Raw genomic sequence first — 18818 nt, forward strand, 5'->3', positions numbered from 1 at the left:
CGCATGCCGTTGCCGCAGGTCAGGTCGCGGGCGGCAGGGCGATGCCGCGCTGCCACCCCGGGACTTCGTTGAAGGCCTGAACCATGTGATCGACGAACAGCCGCGTCTTGCGGGGCATCGGTTTGGCGGGCGGCCAGACGACGCTGATCGGCAGCAGCTCCTGCGGCAGGTCCGGCAGCAGTTGCACCAGACGCCCGTCCCGGATCGCATCATCCACGATGAACAGCGGCAGCAGCGCCAGACCGATGCCGCCCAAGGCCATGTCGCGCATCGCCTCGCCGTTATTGGCGGTGATGCGGCCCTGCGCGGGGGCCTGGGTATCGGCCCCATAAGGCCAGATGTCGGACAGGCGGACATTCAGATAGCCGATGCAATCATGCCCCCCAAGGTCGTCGGGATGCCGGATGTCGCCGTGCCGCGCCAGGTATTCGGGGCTGGCCACCAGCGTGCGCGGGTCCTGGCACAGGCGCCGCGCCATCAGGCTGCTGTCGCGCAACTGCCCGATGCGCAGCGCCACGTCGTAACCCGCCCGCCCCAGGTCGGTGTTGCGGTCGTCGTAATCCAGCACGATCTCCAGCGCGGGATGGGCGCTGGCGAAATCGGCGATGATCGGACCCAGATGGCGGATGCCGAAACTCATCGGGGCGGCGATGGCCAGACGGCCGCGCAGGGGGGTTTCGGCCCCGCCGATGTTTTCGGTCGCGGCCACCAGTTCGGCCAGCGCGGGGCGCAGCCGGTCGGCCAGGGCCCAGGCGCTGTCGGTGGGCGTGATGCGGCCCGCGTGACGCGTGAACAGCGGCACTCCCAGCGTCGCCTCGAATTCGCTGATGCGCTTGCTGACCACCGATTTCGACAGATCCGCCCGCACCGCCGCGCCCGAGATGCTGCCGGCGTCCAGAACGGCCAGGAAGGTGCGGATATCGGTCAGGGTCCATGTCATCCCCCGACCATAGCGCCCCGCCGACCGTTCGCAAGAACCGAACACGGCGTTGCCTGCGCGACGGGTGTCACGAACGCCCGCCCGGGTGCATATTCCCCTCAACGCTTATCGAAAGGGGCATCCCATGCAACTGACCGGCATCCACCACCTGACGGCGATCACCGCCGACGCACCCGCCAACAACCGCTTCTATACCCAGACGCTGGGCCTGCGCCGCGTCAAGAAGACGGTGAACCAGGACGACACCTCGGCCTATCACCTGTTCTTCGCCGACGGGGCGGGCACCCCGGGCACCGACATCACCTTCTTCGACTGGCCCGCCGCCCGCGAACGCCGCGGCACCAATGCCATCACCCGCACCGGCCTGCGCGTGGACGAGGCCAGCCTGGATTACTGGGCCGACCGCCTGTCCGGCCTGGGCGTCAGCACCGGCCAGATCGCCGCGCTGGACGGCCGTCCCAGCCTTGACGTCGAGGATGCCGAGGGCCAGCGCCTGCGCCTGGTCGCCGCCCCGCAGCCCGTGGGCGAACCCTGGGCCGACAGCGACGTGCCCGCCGAACACCAGATCCGCGGCCTGGGTCCGATCACCATTTCCGTCGCCGAGCTGGGCCCGACCGAGGCCGTGCTGACCCAGGTGATGAACATGCGCAAGGTCCGCGACTATGCCAGCCCCGACGGGCAGGGCCAGGTGCATGTCTTTTCCATGGGCGAAGGCGGGGCGGCCGCGGAACTGCATGTGGCGGTCCAGCCCGATCTGCCCCGTGCGCGTCAGGGCGCGGGCGGCGTCCACCACGTCGCCTTCCGCGTGCCCGACAATGCGGCACTGACCGAATGGACGAACCGCGTCGCAAAATACCGGGTCCCCAGCTCGGGCGAGGTCGAGCGTTATTACTTCCGGTCGCTTTACTTCCGCGAACCGGGTGGCAATCTGTTCGAACTGGCCACCGACGGCCCGGGCTTTGACGTGGACGAACCGCGTGACAGCATGGGCCAGGGCCTGTCGCTGCCGCCCTTCCTGGAAGGCAAGCGCGCCGCAATCGAGGCCAAGCTGAAGCCCCTGGCCTGAACCGTGAAAGGAAAGACGCCATGACCACGATCCTGGGACTTGCCGGAAGCCTGCGTCAGGCGTCTTTCAACGCGGGCCTTCTGCGCGCCGCCCGCGACGGCGCGCAGGGGGTGAGCCTGACCATCGGCGATATCCGCCAGGTGCCGCTTTACGATGGCGATGCCGAGGCCGCCCACGGCCTGCCCCCCGCCGTCGCGACGCTTCAGCAACAACTGGCCGCCGCCGACGGGTTGCTGCTGGTGACGCCGGAATACAACAACGGCATTCCGGGCGTCTTCAAGAACGTGATCGACTGGATGTCGCGCGGCGACGGGATGGCGCTGTTCAAGGGCAAGCCCGTGGCCGTCCTCGGCGCATCGCCCGGCGGCTTTGGCACCACCCTTGCCCAGGCGCATTGGCTGCCGGTGCTGCGGACCCTGCAGATGCGCCCCTGGTTCGAGGGTCGCCTGATGGTGGCGGGCGCGGGCAAGCTGTTCGACGACCAGGGCAACCTGACCGATGACAAGACCCGCCAGCGGCTGGATGATTTCGTCGCGGGCTTTGCCGCCAGCCTGTGAATGGACCGACTGGCCGCCGACCGCATGTTCGTCCAGGTCGTCCGCATGGGCGGCTTTTCGGCGGCGGCCGCGCGGGCGGGGGTGTCGCCGGGCCAGGCGTCAAAGCTGGTCTCTCGGCTTGAATCGCATCTTGGCCTGCGGCTGCTGACCCGCACCACCCGCGCCATCAGCCTGACCCCCGAGGGCGAGGCCTATCTGGCCAGCATCGCCGCCATCCTGGACCAGCTGGACGACCTGGATGACAGCCTGCGCGACGCCGCGGCCAACCCGTCGGGGCTGCTGCGGCTGACCGCGCCGCTGACCTTCGGCACGGTCCAGCTGATGCCGGCGCTGAACGATTTTGCCCGTGCCCATCCCGCCGTGACCCTGCAAGTGGATTTCACCGACGACATCGTCAGCCTGGCCCAGCAGGGCGTCGATCTGGCCATCCGCGCGGGACAGCCCCGCGATTCGACGCTGGTGGGGCGCAAGCTGGCGGTGATGCGCATCCAGGTCGTCGCAGCGCCCGCCTATCTGGCAGCGCGCGGCACGCCGCAACGGCCCGAGGATCTGCGCGGCCATGCCATCATCACCGACCTGAACTTTGCCCAGCCCGATGATTGGCAATTCCAGGACGGTAGCCGGCGGGTGACCCTGTCACTGCCCGGTCGCCTGCGGTTTTCCAATGCCGAAGCCTGCGTCAGCGCCGCCATCGCGGGGCTTGGCGTGACCCGCGTGCCGGATTTCATCGCGGCCCCCGCGATCCGCGATGGCGCCCTGACCCAGCTTTTCGCCCCGATGACCCCCCAGCAGGTGCCGATCATGGCGATCACGCCTCCGGGGCGGCACATGCCCGCGCGGGTCCGGTTGCTGGTCGATTTCCTGCGCGACAGATGGGGACCGGATCACCGATGGGATGATTGATTCCGATACGGCACAAATCTTCTTCCCAAGGGCCGGATTATCGCAGGGGTCGTCATGATCCATATCGGGGGCCAGACACAGGCCCCTGACGGGCCCGAAAGGACAGACCGATGCTTGCCACCCAGAATGACCGCCTTCGCAACCCCGACCTGGCCGCGCTGATCCTGCGCGTGACTCTTGGGGTACTGTTCCTGACGCATGCGGGTCTGAAGATCGTCGTCTTCACCCCGGCGGGCACGGCGCAGTTCTTCGGCTCGATCGGGCTGCCGGGCGGGCTGGCCTATCTGGTCATCGCGGCGGAGCTGCTGGGCGGGATCGCCCTGATCATCGGGCTGCAGGTCCGCCTGGTGGCGCTGGCCCTGGTGCCGCTGATGCTGGGGACCATCATCTTTTCGCATGGCGCCAACGGTTTCTTCTTCAACAATCAGGGCGGAGGGTGGGAATATCCTGCTTTCTGGGCCATCGCGCTGATCGTTCAGGCGCTGATCGGTCCGGGTGCCGCCGCCATCACCAAAGAGTAGGGTCCGCCTCATGTCCCCCAAGCGCATCATCGAACAGGTCGTCCTTCGGGTCCGCGACCTGCCCGCCATGACCGCCTTCTATGAAAACGCCATCGGCCTGCGGGTGATGGGGCGCGGCGGGGACGGTTTGCAGCTGGGGGTGGGCGGCAACGTCCTGGTCACGCTGCTGTCCGACCCCGACGCGATCCCCGCCGACCCCGCGCAGGCGGGGCTGTATCACACCGCCTTCCTGCTGCCGTCGCGGGCCGACCTGTCGCGCTGGCTGCGCCACGCGGCCGATATCGGGCTGCGGCTGTCGGGCGCCTCGGATCACGGCGTCAGCGAGGCGCTGTACCTGACCGACCCCGAGGGCAACGGCATCGAGATCTATCGCGACCGCCCCGAAAGCGACTGGCAGCGGACGGGCGACCGGGTGCAGATGACGACCCGGCGGCTGGACCTGTTCGCGCTGTCCCAGCACACCACCGACAGCTGGCAGGGTGCGCCCCTGGGGACCGGCATCGGGCATGTCCACCTGCAGGTGGGCGATGTCGATCTGGCCGGTCGCTTCATGACAGGGGATCTGGGCCTGACACGCAGCTTCGATGCCCCCGATGCCGCGTGGTTCGGCTGGAACGGCTATCACCACCATCTGGCGGTCAATGCCTGGAACAGCGGGGGCGCGGGCCCCCGCGATCCGCGCATGGCGGGCCTAGTGCAGGTCGTCGTCGCCGCCCCCGACCGCGCCGGAGAGGTCCTGACCGACCCCTGGGGCACCCGCTTTCGCCTGATCTGAGGCCGGCAGGCTGGCCAGCCAGTCGCTGGCCAGGCGCAGGTCCTCTGCGGCCAGTTCATGTCCTGCATCGACACGCAGCATCCGCGCCTCTGCGCCGGTGCGCTCCAGCCACGCCTGCAGGGCGGGCGCATGGACCCCATAGGGATCGCGCGCACCCTGCAGCCCCAGAACCTGCACCCCGGTCAGATCGACCAAGGGCGGGTCCTGCAGCGCCAGCATGGGCCGCAGCAGGATCGCCCGCCGGATCAGCCCCGGATGCAGCCCCATCACCGCAGCCGCGAAATTCGCGCCGTTGGAATAGCCCAGAACCGTCAGCCGCGCCGGGTCCAACCCATAGCTGGCGATGGCGCCTGTCCAGAATTCGGCAAAGGCCGCGGCCTCGGCGCGGATGTCGTCCTGGTCGAAGCGGTCCATGGACAGGCGGCGGAAGAACCGCGCCACGCCTTCCTCGGTCGATCGGCCGCGCAGGCCCAGCAGGCGGGCGCGCGGGGCGATGCGATGGGCCAGCGGCATCAGGTCGGTTTCCGACCCGCCAGTGCCGTGCAGCAGGATCATGGCGCTGCCATCGGGGTCCTCGGGCTGGTGCAGGCGGTGGGTGAAGGGCAGATCGCGCATGGGGGTCCTTTCCTCGCCCGGGCGGGCGAATTGCGGCAAGTGCAGCCGCAGGTCGATGGTGTCGTCGAAATGCGGCGGCACCATCAGGGTGCTGCCGGGGTGGTCTTCGTCCACGGTCATGCCGGGACCGTCGGTGGCCAGCTCGATCAGCGTGCCGGCCGGTTCGCGCACGTAGAGCGAGGTGAAATACCGCCGGTCATGCAGCGTCGTGTCCGCCAGCCGCGCCTGATGGGCGCGGATCGCGTCGACATCGGGCATCCGCAGGGCGACATGGTCGATCATCCCCGTGCCCGGAATGCCCGGCACGAAACCGCCCGCATCGCGGATATCCAGGTGGTCGCTGTCCGAAACCAGCCGCGTGATCCCCTCGGCCACCATCCCGCGGTGATAACCGAAGGGTCCCAGAAAGGCGGCGGTGGCGGCGGGGTCTTCCGACCACAGCGTGACCCCGGCCAGGCGCATGGGCGCGGCCGGCCATCCGGCATCGGGCAGATCGCGCCCGACCAGCGTGACCATGATGCCGTCAGGGTCCTTCAACCGCAGCACCGTATCGCCCAGGTGCCGCAGGGGGCCCTGCACCGCGATGCCATGCTGCAGCGCGCGGGTCAGCCAGTCGCCCATCCGCATGCGCGGCACGGCCAGCGCGATCTCGGCCACCTGGCCATGGCCCACGCGACCGGCGGCCCCGTCCTGCCAGACCAGAAAGCTGACCAGCGTGCCGGGACGGCCCTGCGCGTCGCCATAGAACAGATGCAGCTGGGCTGCGTCTTCGAAGCCCGCCGTCTGCTTGACCAGGGACAGGCCCAGAAAGCCCATCCAGAAATCGACATTGGCCTGCACATTGCGCGTGATGGCCGTGACGTGATGAAGTCCGGTTGTCATGGGACACCTTCCTTTCCTTGCCCCGCAAGATGCGCCGCGCGCGCTGTTCGCGCCAGACCGTCCGGCGACGAACCCCGCGTTCTGCCTGCGCGAACGCCAAGCACCTTGCCGTGCCGCCCCGGACGGCCCACCCTGCCATGACGTCCAAAAGACAGCAGGAGAAGACCATGACCGTCACCACCGCAGCCGAGGTTCTGGATTTCTGGTTCTCGGACCAGATGCAGCCCTATTGGTTCGCCAAGTCGGACCAGATCGACGCGCAGATCAGCCAGCGTTTCGCCGATACCTATCAGGCCGCCCATGACGGACAGCTGGACGGTTGGATCAAGGATGCCGACAGCGCACTGGCCCTGTGCATCGTGCTGGACCAGTTTCCGCGCAACATGTTCCGCGGATCGCCGCGCAGCTTCGAAAGCAACCGCATCGCGCTGGACCATGCCCGCAAGGCGCTGGAATTGGGCCACGACCAGGCGCAGGACCCGACCCGCCGCCAGTTCTTCTATCTGCCCTTCATGCATTCCGAGGATCTGGCCGACCAGACAACCTCGGTCCGCCTGTACGAGGATCTGGGAAACCAGCATTCGCTGCATTTCGCGCGCGAACACCGCGACATCGTCGAACGGTTCGGCCGCTTTCCGCACCGAAACGCCGTGCTGGGCCGCGACAGCACCCCCGAGGAAGCGGTCTTCCTGGAAACCCACAAGGGGTTCTGAGGCGGGCCGGGGCGGGGTCAAGGGGCTGGATCGCGCCCCCTGTCCCGCCCTATAGGGTGCGGGGATCATCAAGGGGGCATCATGCGGATCTGCGTCATCAACACCGGCGGTACCATCGCCTGCACGGGATCGCCGCTGGCCCCCATGTCCGCGGGGCAATTCGCGCAGGCCGCCCAGCATCTGCTGGGCCCGTCGCTGGCCGCCAGCCTGCAAGGGGTGACGGTGCATTTCGACACCGTCCTGCGCTTTTCCGATGACGGCCCCGGCACGCTGGACAGCACCGACCTGCGCCCCCGCGACTGGTGCCGCATGGCCGCGCGGCTGCTGGATCTCTACGACGACCACGACGGCTTCGTGATCCTGCACGGCACGGACACGATGGATTATTCGGCGGCGGCGCTGTCCTTTCTGCTGAATGTCGCGGACGGGCAAGGGCGGGCAAGGGCCACGCTGTCCAAGCCGGTCATCCTGACGGGATCGCAGCTGCCGCTGTTCGTGCAGACCGCCGATGGCCTAGCGCTGAATTCGGCCAGCGATGCGCTTAGCAACCTGGCGGGGGCACTGTCCACGGCCCGGCTGCGCCTGCCCGAAGTGGCGCTGTTTTTCGACGGCAGGCTGCTGCGCGGCAACCGGGCGCTGAAATCATCGACCACCGAATTCGCCGGTTTCGACAGCCCGCATCTGCCGCCGCTGGCCCATGCCGGGATCGGCTGCTGGCACGGCGCGGGCGAACCCCTGCGCGGCCCGACACGGCCCGCGCAGGCGCTGGATAACCCCGCCGCGATGGCGCTGGTCCGCGCCCAGCTGCAGGCGGTGGCCGACCGGATCGACGCGCAGGGCATCGCCCAGATCCCCGCCGTGCCCGCCGCAGGGCCGCTGATGGGCCAGCTGATCGACGCCGCCCTGTCATCGGGCGCGACCGGTCTGATCCTGCAGGGCTTCGGCGAGGGCAACATCCCCACCAGCCCCGCCACGCGCGCCGCGCTGCAGGCGGCGCAGGCGGCCGATGCCGTCACCGTCATCGCCAGCCGCGTGACGGCGGGGTCCGTGGGGGCCTTCCACTATGCCGCCGGCGCCTGGATCGCCGATACGGGCGCCATCGGTTGCGCCGACCTGACGCCGGTCGCGGCACTGGCCAAGCTGACCGTGCTGTCCGCCGCCGCCGATCACCATGGATGGGACCGCGCCACGCTGCGCGCGCTGATGCAGCGCAGCCTGGCGGGGGAATGCGCCGCGCCCGATTGCAGCGCGGGGCCGATTTGGCCGGGACAGGCACTGCGCGCGGTGGACGGCCCCGTGACGCTTGTGAACGACCCCGACCAGGGTCCGGTCCTGCGCGACGGCGATCGGACCCTGTGGCGCGCGGGCGCTGCGGGGCGGTTGCAGATGCAGGGCGACCGGCTGGTGCTGATCGCGCGCGACGGGTCGCCCGCATGGACCGGCCCGCAGGCCGATCCGCAGGCGCGGATCGCGGTGGCGGCCCACCCCGCCCGCCTGATCCTGATCGACCCGACGGGGCAGCGCCCGGATGTCACCGCCGCGCCCGTTGAGGGCTGACAGAACGCGCCCCGGTTGCTAGCAAGGGCCATCACCTACCAAGGAAAACCCATGTCGCTGATCTATGTCCTGAACGGCCCGAACCTGAACCTTCTGGGGCAGCGCCAGCCCGAGATCTATGGCGGCACCACCCTCTCGGATGTCGAGGATCTGTGCCGCGACGCCGCCGGCCCCCACAAGATCCGCTTTCTGCAATCGAACTGGGAAGGCCAGATCATCGACTGGATCCACGAGGCCCGCCAGGACGGCGCGGCCATCGTCATCAACCCGGCGGCGCTGACCCATACCTCGGTCGCGGTGCTGGATGCGCTGAACGCCTTCGACGGCCCCGTGATCGAGATCCATATCAGCCAGGTCCACAAGCGCGAGGCCTTCCGCCACCATTCCTATGTCTCGATGCGGGCGGATGGGGTGATCGCGGGCCTGGGCGTGCGCGGCTATGCGGCGGCGGTGCGTCACGTGGTATCGCTGATCGACTGACGCGAAAACCGTCATTCCCGACCGCCGGGAGGAGGAGGAGCGGCGGGAATGACGGCCTTGGCGTGGTCCGTTGCAGGACCGTAGGAGGAGGAGCGCCTGAAGCAATCCGTGCTTCGTAACTTCAGGATGCACGGGCCCCGCGCCTGCGTCACGCCCTGACGCCGCAGCGCGGCAAGGCGCGCAGGGGATGGGCATTCACAGGGCAGGATTTCCTTACCCTGCCCAGGAAACAGGCAGTCTTCGGCTGTTCCCGCCCCGAAATCGATTCGAAATGGCGCTCAGCTGGCCTGATCCAGGGTCGTCAGATAGGCGCGCGACCACCAGGCGATATCCTGTTCGACGACGCCCTTCAGCAGCCGGGAATGACGTTCGCGCCGCTCCTCCAGCGTCATCCGCATGGCCTGGGCCATGGCGCCCGCCGTATCGCTGGGGTCATGGGGGTTGATGATCAGCGCGTCTTCCATCGTCTCGGCGGCACCGGCAAAGCGCGACAGGACCAGAACGCCCGGATCATCGGGGTCCTGGGCCGCCACGTATTCCTTGGCGACCAGGTTCATGCCGTCCGCCAGGGGCGTCACCAGCCCGATCCGCGCCTGCCGATACAGCCCCGCCAACACATGGCGCGGCATCGAGCGGTGGATGAAGCGGATCGGCGTCCAGTTCAGGCTGGCGAATTGGCCGTTGATGCGCCCGGCCAGATGCTCGGTCTCCTCGCGGATGTCCTGATAGGCCTCGACCTCGCCGCGGGTGGGCGGCGCGATCTGCAGGAACGAGATCTTCTCATGCAGGTCGGGGATCTTTTCCAGCAACAGCTGATAGGCGCGGAACCGGTGCGGGATGCCCTTGGAATAATCCAGCCGGTCGACGCCGATCATCATCTTGGCGCCCGTCAGGATGCGCATGCGGTCCTCGTCGGGGGCGTCCTTGGCCTCGGCGATGAAATCGGCGGCGTCGATGCCGATGGGAAAGACCCCCGCCCGCAGCAAGCGTCCCGACAGGCGGAATTTGGTATCCGACAGGTGATCCATGTCCGACAGCTGGCGTCCGCTTTCGGCAAAGGCCCCCAGGTCCCGTTCCGCCTGAAAGCCCAGCAGGTCGTAATGGGACAGCCAGTCGAACAGCTCCTCGGGGTTGGGCAGGGCACCGCAATCGGCGGGACCTGGAAAGGGGATGTGCAGGAAATGACCGATGGGGGCGGTGACGCCCCGCGCGCGCAATTCGGCGGCCAGCGGGAACAGGTGGTAATCCTGCACCCAGATGCGGTCGTCATCGCGCAGATGCGGGATCATCAGATCCGCGATGCGCCGGTTGACCTGGCGATAGCCGTCGACGAATTCCGGCCTGATGCGCATCAGGTCGGGCCGCCCGTGACATAGCGGCCACAGGATCGAGTTCGAATAACCCAGGTAGTACCGTTCGTGATCTTCGGAATTCAGGTCGAAGGACAGGCGCTGGAACGGCGCGCCTGGATGGTCCTGCAGGCTGTCGCCCGGATTTTCGGTGACCTCGCCCGAGAATCCGATCCAGACGCCGCCCGAACTGCGCAGGGCATCTTCCAGCGCGACCACCAGGCCGCCGGACGGGTTTTCACCCAGGGGCAGGCGGTTCGAAACGACGATCAGGCGGGACATAGGGGCTCCTTGTCGGATTCAGGTCAGGGATGCATCAAGCCAGGCGGCCAATGCGTCGGGATCAGAGAGGCGGTGACGGGCCGCGGTCGGGCCTTCGCCGACCTTGATGGCATAGCCGCCCAGGGCCTGCGCCTGCCGCATCGCGGGTTCGTCGGTATGATCGTCGCCCGCAAAGACCGGCATCCGGCCTGCAAAGGGCGCCCGCTGCATCAGGCCGGCCAGGGCGCTGTCCTTGCCGACGCCGCCCGGGCGCAGTTCCAGCGCCATCTTGGACGGTTGCAGCATCAGACCCGGATTGTCCTGCAGCATATCTTGCATGACGCGTTCGACATAATCCTGCAAGGACGGATCGGCGCGGTAATGCAGGGCGACGCCATGGGGCTTTTCCTCGACCAGCAGGGCGGGATGGGGGCGGGCCAGATCATGGGCGCGGGCATGCAAGGCGGCGGCGTCGAAGGCGTGGTCGTGGACGGAATCGATCTGGCCGGGCGCCAGGGACAGCTCGGCCCCGTGGCTGCCGGCGACGATGCCTGCGAAATCGGGCAGGAACCCCCGCAGCGCCGTCACGTCCCGCCCCGAAATCAGCGCGACCGCACCGTCCAGCATCGCGTGCAGACGCCCAAGACGGTCACGCAGCTGGCTGGACACCACCACCGCATCGGGCCGATCCGCGATTTCGACCAGGCAACCATCGAAATCCAGGAACAGCGCGGCATCGGGGGTCAGCTTGGGCGGGGTCATGGGCTTTCCTTTGGTGATGATGCCAGATCAACCCCGCCATCGGGTCATGGGTTCGCCCCAAGGTCAACTTTTTGTGCCCCGGTGCCACGGCGCCTCAAAATTCGACCCCGGCCTGCGCCTTGATGCCCGTCCGGAAGGGATGCTTGACCTGCCCCATTTCGGTGACCAGATCGGCGGCCTCGATCAGGCTCTCGGGGGCGCCGCGCCCGGTCAGGACCACATGGGTCATCGGCGGCTTCTCGGCCTCCAGAAAGGCCAGCACCTGGGCCACATCCAGATAGCCATAGCGGAAGGCGATGTTGATTTCATCCAGCAGGATCATGCGGTTGTCCGGATCGCGGATCAGGTCTTGGGCCTTGGCCCACCCGGCTTCGGCTGCGGCGATGTCGCGGGACTTGTCCTGGGTTTCCCAGGTAAAGCCTTCGCCCATGCTGTGGAACTGGCACAGGTCGGCGAAATGCGTGGTCAGCAGGCGGCGTTCGCCCGTGTCCCACGCGCCCTTGATGAACTGCACCACGGCGCAGGGCATGTCATGGGCGATGCAGCGCATGATCATGCCGAAACCGCTGCTGGACTTGCCCTTGCCGGGACCGGTGTGGACGATGATCAGCCCCTTTTCGCCGGTCTTGGTTTCCATCATCCGGTCGCGGGCGGCCTTTTTCTTGGCCATCTTCTGGGCGTGGCGGGCCAGATCCTGTTCGGGAATGGGGTCGGGCTGCGTCATCGGGTCGCTCCTTCGGGTTGACAAATCGGGGCCGCGGGCCTTTGGTTGGCGCGTGTTGGTTCCTGTCGTAAGGCAGGTGAAAAGGGAATGCGACAGGCAAGGCGTCACCGCCCCGCCCAAGCGCAGCCGCCCCCGCGACCGTGACCGGAAAGGTCGCCCGATCCACTGGCCCCCCATGGGCTGGGAAGGTGGGACGACCGTTGGGCCCAGGCCCAGAATCCGCAAGCCGGGAGACCTGCCAGCACCTGATGATGACGGGCGAACGGGGTGTTTCGCGACCGGCAGGTGATGGCCGGATGCCCCGTGCCATGTCCTCTCGGCCTATCCCCTTGATGCCACAGCTTAAGGGAAGGGCCGCAATGCGCGCCATCTTGCATGTCTGCACCACCTGCCGCGGCACGGTGCCCATGGACGACCCCGATGCCCCCCGCCCCGGCGCGGTGCTGCATCAGGCCCTGTCCGACGATCCCCCCGCAGGCGTCGAGATCCGCCCCGTCGAATGCCTGTCCGCCTGTTCGCAGGGCTGTTCGGTGTCGCTGTCGGGACCGGGCAAGTGGTCCTATGTCTATGGCCGCCTGACGCCCGCCGACGCCGCCGATATCGCCGATGGGGCCGCCGCCTATGCCGCCAGCGGCGACGGCATCGTGCCGTGGCGCGAACGCCCCGCCATCTTCCGCAAGCAGAGCCTTGCCCGCATCCCCCCGCAGGAGTGACCATGACCGACCTGACCAAGACCCCCGTGACCGTGATCACCGGCTTTCTGGGCGCGGGCAAGACCACGCTTGTGCGGCACCTGATGGCCAATCCCGGCGGCCGGCGCCTGGCCGTGCTGGTCAACGAATTCGGCACCATGGGCGTCGATGGCGAGATCCTGAAGGGTTGCGCCGACGACAACTGCCCCGCCGAAAACATCATGGAGCTGTCGAACGGCTGCATCTGCTGCACCGTGGCCGATGATTTCATCCCGACGCTGGAACGGCTGATGGCCCTGCCGCAGAAGCCCGACCACATCCTGATCGAGACCTCGGGGCTGGCGCTGCCGAAACCCCTGCTCAAGGCCTTCGACTGGCCCGCCATCCGGTCGCGCATCACCGTGGACGGCGTCATCGCCCTGGCCGATGCCGAGGCCGTGGCGGCGGGCCGCTTCGCCCCCGACATCGCCGCAGTGGACGCCCAACGCGCCGCCGATGACAGCTTGGACCACGAAACGCCCCTGTCCGAGGTCTTCGAGGATCAGATCGCCTGCGCCGATGTCGTCCTGCTGACCAAGGCCGATCTGGCCGGTGATGCCGGCGTGGCAGCCGCCCGCCAGGCCATCCTGGACCACGCCCCGCGCAAGCTGCCCATCCTGACCGTGACCGAAGGCGCGATCGATCCGCAGGTGATCCTGGGCCTGAACGCCGCCGCCGAGGATGATCTGGCCGCCCGCCCCAGCCATCACGACGGCCATGACGACCACGAACACGAGGATTTCGACACCGTCGTCATCGACCTGCCCGAAATCACCGATCCCGCGCATCTGGTCGCGGCCATCGAACGCCTGGCCACCGAACAGAACATCCTGCGCGTGAAGGGTCATGTCGCGGTGCAGGGCAAGCCGATGCGCCTGCTGGTGCAGGCCGTGGGCGCACGCGTGCGCCATCAATACGACCGCCCTTGGGGCAGCCAGCCGCGCCGGTCGCAGCTGGTGGTCATCGCCGAACATGACGACGTGAACCCCGACGCGATCCGCGCCATGCTGACGGGCGTACCTGCCTGATGCATGTCGTCTTCCGCGAACGCCACGGGCTGGACCAGTCCGACGCCCCCTATGACCCCGGCCAGTCGCCGGCGGATCTGGTGGTGCTGTCCTTTTCGGACAGCGATCTTGGCGCCTTCGCGGCGGGCTGGCATCGCGCGGCGGGGGGGCTGCCGTCCCTGCGGCTGTGCAACCTTGTGGCGCTGCGCCATCCGGTGTCGGTCGACACTTATCTGGACCAGACGCTGTCGGGGGCCAAGGGCATCCTGATCCGTCTGATCGGCGGCGAGGCCTATTGGCCCTATGGCCTGGCATCGGTGCAGGACCTGGCGCGGCGGCGGGGCATCGCGCTGGCCGTGCTGCCCGCCGACGGGCGGGACGACGCGCGGCTGGACCAGCTGTCCACCGTGCCCGCATCCGTGCTGCGCGTGCTGCGCCGCCATTGCGATCAGGGCGGGGCGGTGGCGGCCCAGGCCGCGCTGGCGCAGATGGCGATTGCGGCAGGGCTGAACGCGGCCCCCGTGCCGGGCCGGAAGACGCTGCCGCCGATGGGGCTTTACGACCCGGATGCGGGCGTGATCGACGCCCCGCCCGCCGGACCGCTGGCCCTGGTCACCTTCTATCGCAGCTGGCTGGCGGCGGCCGATACCGCCGCGATCGATGCGATGATCCATGCCCTGCGCGCCCGTGGGTTCGCAGCCTGCGGTGCCTTTGCGCCCTCGCTGAAGGCACAGGGCTTTGCCGCATGGCTGCAAGGCGCCCTGCCCGACGCCCCTGCCGTCATCGTCAACGCCACCGGCTTTTCCGCCCGCACCGAGGGGGGCGGGGCGTTCGACGGCTTCGCCAGCCCCGTCTTCCAGGTCGCGCTGTCCACCAACCGCCGCCGCGAATGGCACCAGGCCGAACGCGGGCTGTCGCCGTCCGACCTGGCCATGAATGTCGTCCTGCCCGAGGTGGATGGACGCATCCTGGCCGGTGTCATCAGCTTCAAATCCCCCGCGAAACGCGACCCGGACCTGCAATATTCCCGCTTTGCCCACCGCCCCGACCCCGCGCTGGTCGATGCCGCCGCGGACCGCATCGCCGCTTGGCACCGCCTTGGCGCAACGCCTGCGGCAGACCGCCGGCTGGCGCTGGTCCTGTCCACCTATCCGGGCCGCGACTGGCAGATGGCCCATGCGGTGGGGCTGGACGCGCTGGCATCCGCGCGACAGGTGGCGGGGCTGCTGGCCGAACACGGCCATGACGTGCCCGCCGTTCAGGGCGATCTGATCCGCGACCGGATCATGTGGCCGCTGGAGGAATACCGCGCCGCGCTGGCCACCCTGCCCCGAACCCTGCGCGACGATCTGCATGCCGCATGGGGTGCGCCCGACACCGATCCCGACATGCGGGACGGGGCCTTCCAGTTTGCCGCCCTTCGCGCGGGCAAGCTGCTGATGGCGCTGCAGCCCGAACGCAGCCATCGCGCCAGCCGCGACGACGATTATCACGACCTGACGCGCGTGCCGCGCCACGCCTATGTGGCCTTCTACCTGTGGCTGCGGTCGCAGGGGCTGCACGCGATGATCCACATGGGCGCGCATGGCACGCTGGAATGGCTGCCCGGCAAGGCGGTGGCGCTGTCGGGCGACTGCTGGCCGCAGGCGCTGACGGGGGCGCTGCCGGTGATCTATCCCTTCATCGTCAATGATCCGGGCGAGGCCGCGCAGGCCAAGCGCCGCATCGGGGCGGTCACGCTTGGTCATCTGCCGCCGCCCATGCTGGCCGCCACCCTGCCCGACGACATGGCGGGGCTGGAACGGCTGCTGGACGAGTATTCCACCGCCGACGGGCTGGACCCCGCGCGCCGCGACCGGCTGGTCGGCGACATCCGCGACACATCCCGCGCGCTTGGCGTCGACCGCGATCTGGGCATCCCGCCCGATGCGTCCGAGGCCGAGGCGATCACCCGCATCGACCGTTTCGTCTGCGACATCAAGGAAAGCCAATACGGGCAGGGTCTGCACATCTTTGGACAGGGCGAATGCGGGGCGCAGGAACGCGCGGGCCTGCTGGACGCGCTGTCGGGGCGTCATGTCGCGCCGGGGCCGTCGGGATCGCCCGCGCGGGGGCGGCGGGACGTGCTGCCCACCGGGCGCAACCTCTTTGCCACCGATCCGCGCGCGGTGCCGACCCGCGCCGCCCATGCCCAGGGCGTCAAGCTGGCCGAGGAATTGCTGCGCCGACACCTGCAGGATCACGGCGACTGGCCGCGCGGCCTGGTCGTCGATCTGTGGGGCAGCGCCACGATGCGCACCGCAGGCGAGGAATTCGCCATGGCCCTGCATCTGGCGGGGCTGAAGCCTGTCTGGGATGACGGGTCGGGCCGGGTGTCGGGCGTGGAAATCGTTCCTCTGGCCCTGCTGGACCGGCCGCGCATCGACGTGACGCTGCGGGTGTCGGGCCTGTTCCGCGATGTCTTTCCGGTGTTGGCTCAGCTGTTCGAAACCGGCGCAAAGGCGCTGGCCGACCGCGACGAGGCGCCCGAGATGAACCCCTATGCCGCGCGCATGGCCCGCGTTTTTGGGCCAGAACCGGGGCGATACGGCCTGGGCATGGGCACCGCCCCCGACACCTTCACCGATGCCGCGCGGCAGGCCGCGGGCGAGGCTTGGATCGCGGCCTCCAGCTGGGCCATCGGTCAGGACGGCGTCGTCACGCAGGACCGGGGCGGCATCGAAGCCCGCCTGCAAACCGCCGACAGTTTCGTCCATGCGCAGGACCTGCCCGAAAGCGACCTGCTGCTGGCCGCCGATTACGCCGCCCACGAGGGCGGCTTTGCCGCCGCCATGGCCCGCATCGGGGCGGATGCGCCCGCGCTTTATCATCTGGACGCCACGCAGCCCGACCGCCCCCGCGCCCGCAGCCTGACCGAGGAGATCGCCCGCACCGTCCGGTCCCGCGCCGCCGATCCGCGTTGGGCCGATGCGATGACCGCGCATGGGTTTCGCGGTGCCGCCGAAATCGCGGCGACGCTGGATCACATGGCGGCCTTTGCCCATCTGGCGGGTGCGGTGCCGCCGCATCTGTTCGACCTCTATCACGACGCCACGTTGGGGCGCGACGACATCACCGCCTTCATGGCCGATGCCAACCCCGCCGCATTGGCCGCCATGCGCGACCTGTTCCGGCGGCTGTATGATGCGGGCCTGTGGGTGACGCGGCGCAATTCCATCGCCGCCAGCATGGGGGCGGACACATGAGCGGCGTCAAGGGCTGGTGCCCCGGCGCCCTGCGGCCGATGGAATCGGGCGATGGCTGGGTCGTGCGGGTCAAGCCGCGCGGGGCGATGCTGTCCCGCGACCAGGCCCAGGGCATCACCGATGCCGCCGAACGGCATGGCAACGGCCTGATCGAGCTGACGGGCCGCGGCAACCTGCAACTGCGCGGCGTCACGCCCGACAGCCATGCGCCGCTGATCGCGGATCTGCGCGCGCTGGACCTGATCGACCCCGACATCGCCACCGAAACGCGCCGCAATGTCATCGTCACCCCCTTTGGCGGGGACGCCACCGATGCGCTGGTCCGCGATCTGGAAACCGCGCTGGCCGCCAGCGCCCTGCCGCTGCCTGCCAAGTTCGGCTTTGCCGTCGATACCGGCCCCACCCCGGTCCTGACCCGGGACCCCGCCGATATCCGGATCGAGCGGGCGGGTTCGGGCCTGATCCTGCGCGCCGACGGGATGGGGTCTGGCGCGGCCCTGGGTTCACCGCAGGATGCTGTCGCGCTGGCGGGCTGGTTTCTGGAACGCGGCGGGGCTATCGGCGGTCGAGGGCGCATGGCGGCGCTGGTCGCGCGCGGCATCGCGCCCCGAGCCGATATCGCGGCACCCACCGCCGCCGCCTCCGCCACGCCGGGTCCCACCCCGCAGGGCATGCTGGCCGGTATCGAATTCGGGCAGGTGCCGCCCGACACGCTGCGCCGGCTTGGCAGGTTGGGCACGCTGCGCCTGACGCCCTGGCGGATGATGCTGGTGCGGGGTGCGCGGCATCTGCCGCCCATGCCGGGGCTGATCCTGACCGCCGATGACCCCCGCCTGCGCCTGCGCGCCTGCCCCGGCAGCCCGTGCTGCGCCCATGCCCATGCCGCAACCCGCCCCCTGGCCCGCGACCTGGCGGCGCTGGTGCCGCAAGGCGCCGTCTTGCACGTGTCGGGCTGTGCCAAGGGCTGCGGTTGGCCGCGCGCGGCCGACATGACCCTGACCGCGACGCCGCAGGGCTTTGACCTGATCCGCCATGGCTGCGCCCATGACGTGCCCGCCCTGCGCGGGCTTCACCCCGACCAATTGCCGAAGGTGCTTTGATGCCGCATGTTTACGAAAAGGACGGGGCCGCGATCTATCGCCAGTCCTTTGCCACCATCCGGTCCGAGGCCGACCTGACGCGTTTCGACGCCGATGAGGAACCCGTGGTCACCCGCATGATCCACGCCGCGGGCCTGGTGGGGCTGGAGGCCCATGTCCGCTTCACCCCCGGCATGGCGACCATCGCCCGCGCCGCCCTGGCCAAGGGCGCGCCGATCCTGTGCGATGCGCGCATGGTCAGCGAAGGCGTCACCCGCGCCCGCCTGCCCGCCGACAATCCGGTCATCTGCACCCTGAACGATCCGCGCGTGCCCGACATGGCCCGCGACATGGGCAACACCCGCAGCGCCGCCGCGCTGGAATTGTGGCGTCCCCACCTGGCGGGCGCGCTGGTCGCCATCGGCAATGCGCCGACCGCGCTGTTCCACCTGCTGAACATGCTGGAGGACCCCGATTGTCCCCGCCCCGCCGCCATCATCGGCTGCCCCGTGGGCTTTGTCGGCGCGGCGGAATCCAAGGACGCGCTGATGGCCGCCCCGCCCGTGCCCGCGGTCATCGTGCAGGGCCGCCTTGGCGGGTCCGCCATCACCGTCGCTGCGATCAACGCGCTGGCCAGCCGGAAGGAGTGAA

18 protein-coding genes and 1 riboswitch are annotated in these 18818 nt (G+C 69.1%); of the genes, 13 read left to right on the forward strand and 5 right to left on the reverse strand.

Going from position 1 to position 18818, the window contains the following annotated elements; all coding sequences use genetic code 11:
• Nucleotides 1-19: 19 nt before the first annotated feature.
• Nucleotides 20-940 (reverse strand): LysR family transcriptional regulator, encoded by a 921-nt coding sequence (locus IE00_RS08425; protein WP_072296880.1) that lies wholly within the window; start codon nt 938-940, stop codon nt 20-22.
• A 124-nt stretch (nt 941-1064) separates the two neighbouring features.
• On the opposite strand from IE00_RS08425, the gene IE00_RS08430 reads away from it, so the two are divergent.
• The 5 genes from IE00_RS08430 to IE00_RS08450 all read left to right on the forward strand — a co-directional run bounded on the left by IE00_RS08430 (nt 1065) and on the right by IE00_RS08450 (nt 4762).
• The gene (locus IE00_RS08430) at nt 1065-2006 is read left to right on the forward strand and encodes a ring-cleaving dioxygenase (RefSeq protein ID WP_072296633.1); all 942 of its coding nucleotides are present in this window, start codon (nt 1065-1067) and stop codon (nt 2004-2006) included.
• A gap of 20 nt (nt 2007-2026) precedes the next feature.
• Nucleotides 2027-2563: an NADPH-dependent FMN reductase gene (locus IE00_RS08435; protein ID WP_072296634.1), complete on the forward strand. Its 537-nt coding sequence runs from the start codon at nt 2027-2029 to the stop codon at nt 2561-2563.
• Complete coding sequence (locus tag IE00_RS08440; protein WP_072296635.1) at nt 2564-3466, forward strand: LysR family transcriptional regulator; 903 nt, start codon at nt 2564-2566, stop codon at nt 3464-3466.
• Nucleotides 3467-3576: 110 nt separating this feature from the next.
• Complete coding sequence (locus tag IE00_RS08445; protein ID WP_072296636.1) at nt 3577-3987, forward strand: DoxX family protein; 411 nt, start codon at nt 3577-3579, stop codon at nt 3985-3987.
• 10 nt (nt 3988-3997) lie between these two features.
• Nucleotides 3998-4762 carry a VOC family protein gene (locus IE00_RS08450; RefSeq protein WP_072296637.1) on the forward strand — a complete coding sequence of 255 codons (765 nt, stop codon included), beginning with the start codon at nt 3998-4000 and terminating at the stop codon, nt 4760-4762.
• Here IE00_RS08450 and IE00_RS08455 read toward each other — a convergent pair.
• Nucleotides 4679-6259, reverse strand: coding sequence for a VOC family protein (locus IE00_RS08455; protein WP_072296638.1), 1581 nt, complete (start codon nt 6257-6259; stop codon nt 4679-4681). The genes IE00_RS08450 and IE00_RS08455 overlap by 84 nt on opposite strands.
• Nucleotides 6260-6426: 167 nt before the next feature.
• Here IE00_RS08455 and IE00_RS08460 point away from each other — a divergent pair, with 167 nt between their 5' ends.
• The 3 genes from IE00_RS08460 to aroQ all read left to right on the forward strand — a co-directional run bounded on the left by IE00_RS08460 (nt 6427) and on the right by aroQ (nt 9009).
• Complete coding sequence (locus IE00_RS08460; protein WP_072296639.1) at nt 6427-6972, forward strand: DUF924 family protein; 546 nt, start codon at nt 6427-6429, stop codon at nt 6970-6972.
• Between the two features lie 81 nt (nt 6973-7053).
• Complete coding sequence (locus tag IE00_RS08465; protein WP_072296640.1) at nt 7054-8529, forward strand: asparaginase domain-containing protein; 1476 nt, start codon at nt 7054-7056, stop codon at nt 8527-8529.
• 51 nt (nt 8530-8580) lie between these two features.
• A complete protein-coding gene (gene aroQ, locus IE00_RS08470; protein ID WP_072296641.1) occupies nt 8581-9009 on the forward strand; it encodes a type II 3-dehydroquinate dehydratase in 429 nt (142 codons plus the stop codon).
• Nucleotides 9010-9287: 278 nt separating this feature from the next.
• On the opposite strand, the gene IE00_RS08475 is transcribed toward aroQ, so the two are convergent.
• The 3 genes from IE00_RS08475 to cobO form a co-directional block, all read right to left on the reverse strand.
• A complete protein-coding gene (locus IE00_RS08475) occupies nt 9288-10640 on the reverse strand; it encodes a trehalose-6-phosphate synthase (protein WP_072296642.1) in 1353 nt (450 codons plus the stop codon).
• 18 nt (nt 10641-10658) lie between these two features.
• Entirely contained in the window at nt 10659-11381 is a 723-nt protein-coding gene (gene otsB, locus IE00_RS08480) for a trehalose-phosphatase (RefSeq protein ID WP_072296643.1), read from the reverse strand.
• Between the two features lie 94 nt (nt 11382-11475).
• On the reverse strand, nt 11476-12105 hold the full coding sequence (cobO, locus tag IE00_RS08485) for a cob(I)yrinic acid a,c-diamide adenosyltransferase (protein ID WP_072296644.1): 630 nt from the start codon (nt 12103-12105) through the stop codon (nt 11476-11478).
• Between the two features lie 39 nt (nt 12106-12144).
• A riboswitch (cobalamin riboswitch) is annotated at nt 12145-12363 on the forward strand.
• A gap of 101 nt (nt 12364-12464) precedes the next feature.
• On the opposite strand from cobO, the gene IE00_RS08490 reads away from it, so the two are divergent.
• Genes IE00_RS08490 through IE00_RS08510 form a run of 5 tightly spaced genes read left to right on the forward strand, consistent with a single transcriptional unit; the run spans nt 12465 to nt 18817 of the window.
• Nucleotides 12465-12818, forward strand: coding sequence for a DUF1636 domain-containing protein (locus IE00_RS08490; RefSeq protein WP_072296645.1), 354 nt, complete (start codon nt 12465-12467; stop codon nt 12816-12818).
• Between the two features lie 2 nt (nt 12819-12820).
• Nucleotides 12821-13864 (forward strand): cobalamin biosynthesis protein CobW, encoded by a 1044-nt coding sequence (gene cobW / locus IE00_RS08495; RefSeq protein WP_072296646.1) that lies wholly within the window; start codon nt 12821-12823, stop codon nt 13862-13864.
• Nucleotides 13864-17088 (forward strand): cobaltochelatase subunit CobN, encoded by a 3225-nt coding sequence (cobN, locus tag IE00_RS08500; protein ID WP_072296647.1) that lies wholly within the window; start codon nt 13864-13866, stop codon nt 17086-17088. Before cobW ends, cobN begins: the two co-directional genes overlap by 1 nt.
• On the forward strand, nt 17085-18188 hold the full coding sequence (gene cobG, locus IE00_RS08505; RefSeq protein WP_072296648.1) for a precorrin-3B synthase: 1104 nt from the start codon (nt 17085-17087) through the stop codon (nt 18186-18188). The genes cobN and cobG overlap by 4 nt, the downstream gene beginning before the upstream one ends.
• The gene (locus tag IE00_RS08510; RefSeq protein WP_072296649.1) at nt 18188-18817 is read left to right on the forward strand and encodes a precorrin-8X methylmutase; all 630 of its coding nucleotides are present in this window, start codon (nt 18188-18190) and stop codon (nt 18815-18817) included. Before cobG ends, IE00_RS08510 begins: the two co-directional genes overlap by 1 nt.
• Nucleotide 18818: the final 1 nt, after the last annotated feature.

The sequence above is a fragment of the Paracoccus sp. SM22M-07 genome (assembly GCF_001887735.1).
GTDB lineage: Bacteria > Pseudomonadota > Alphaproteobacteria > Rhodobacterales > Rhodobacteraceae > Paracoccus.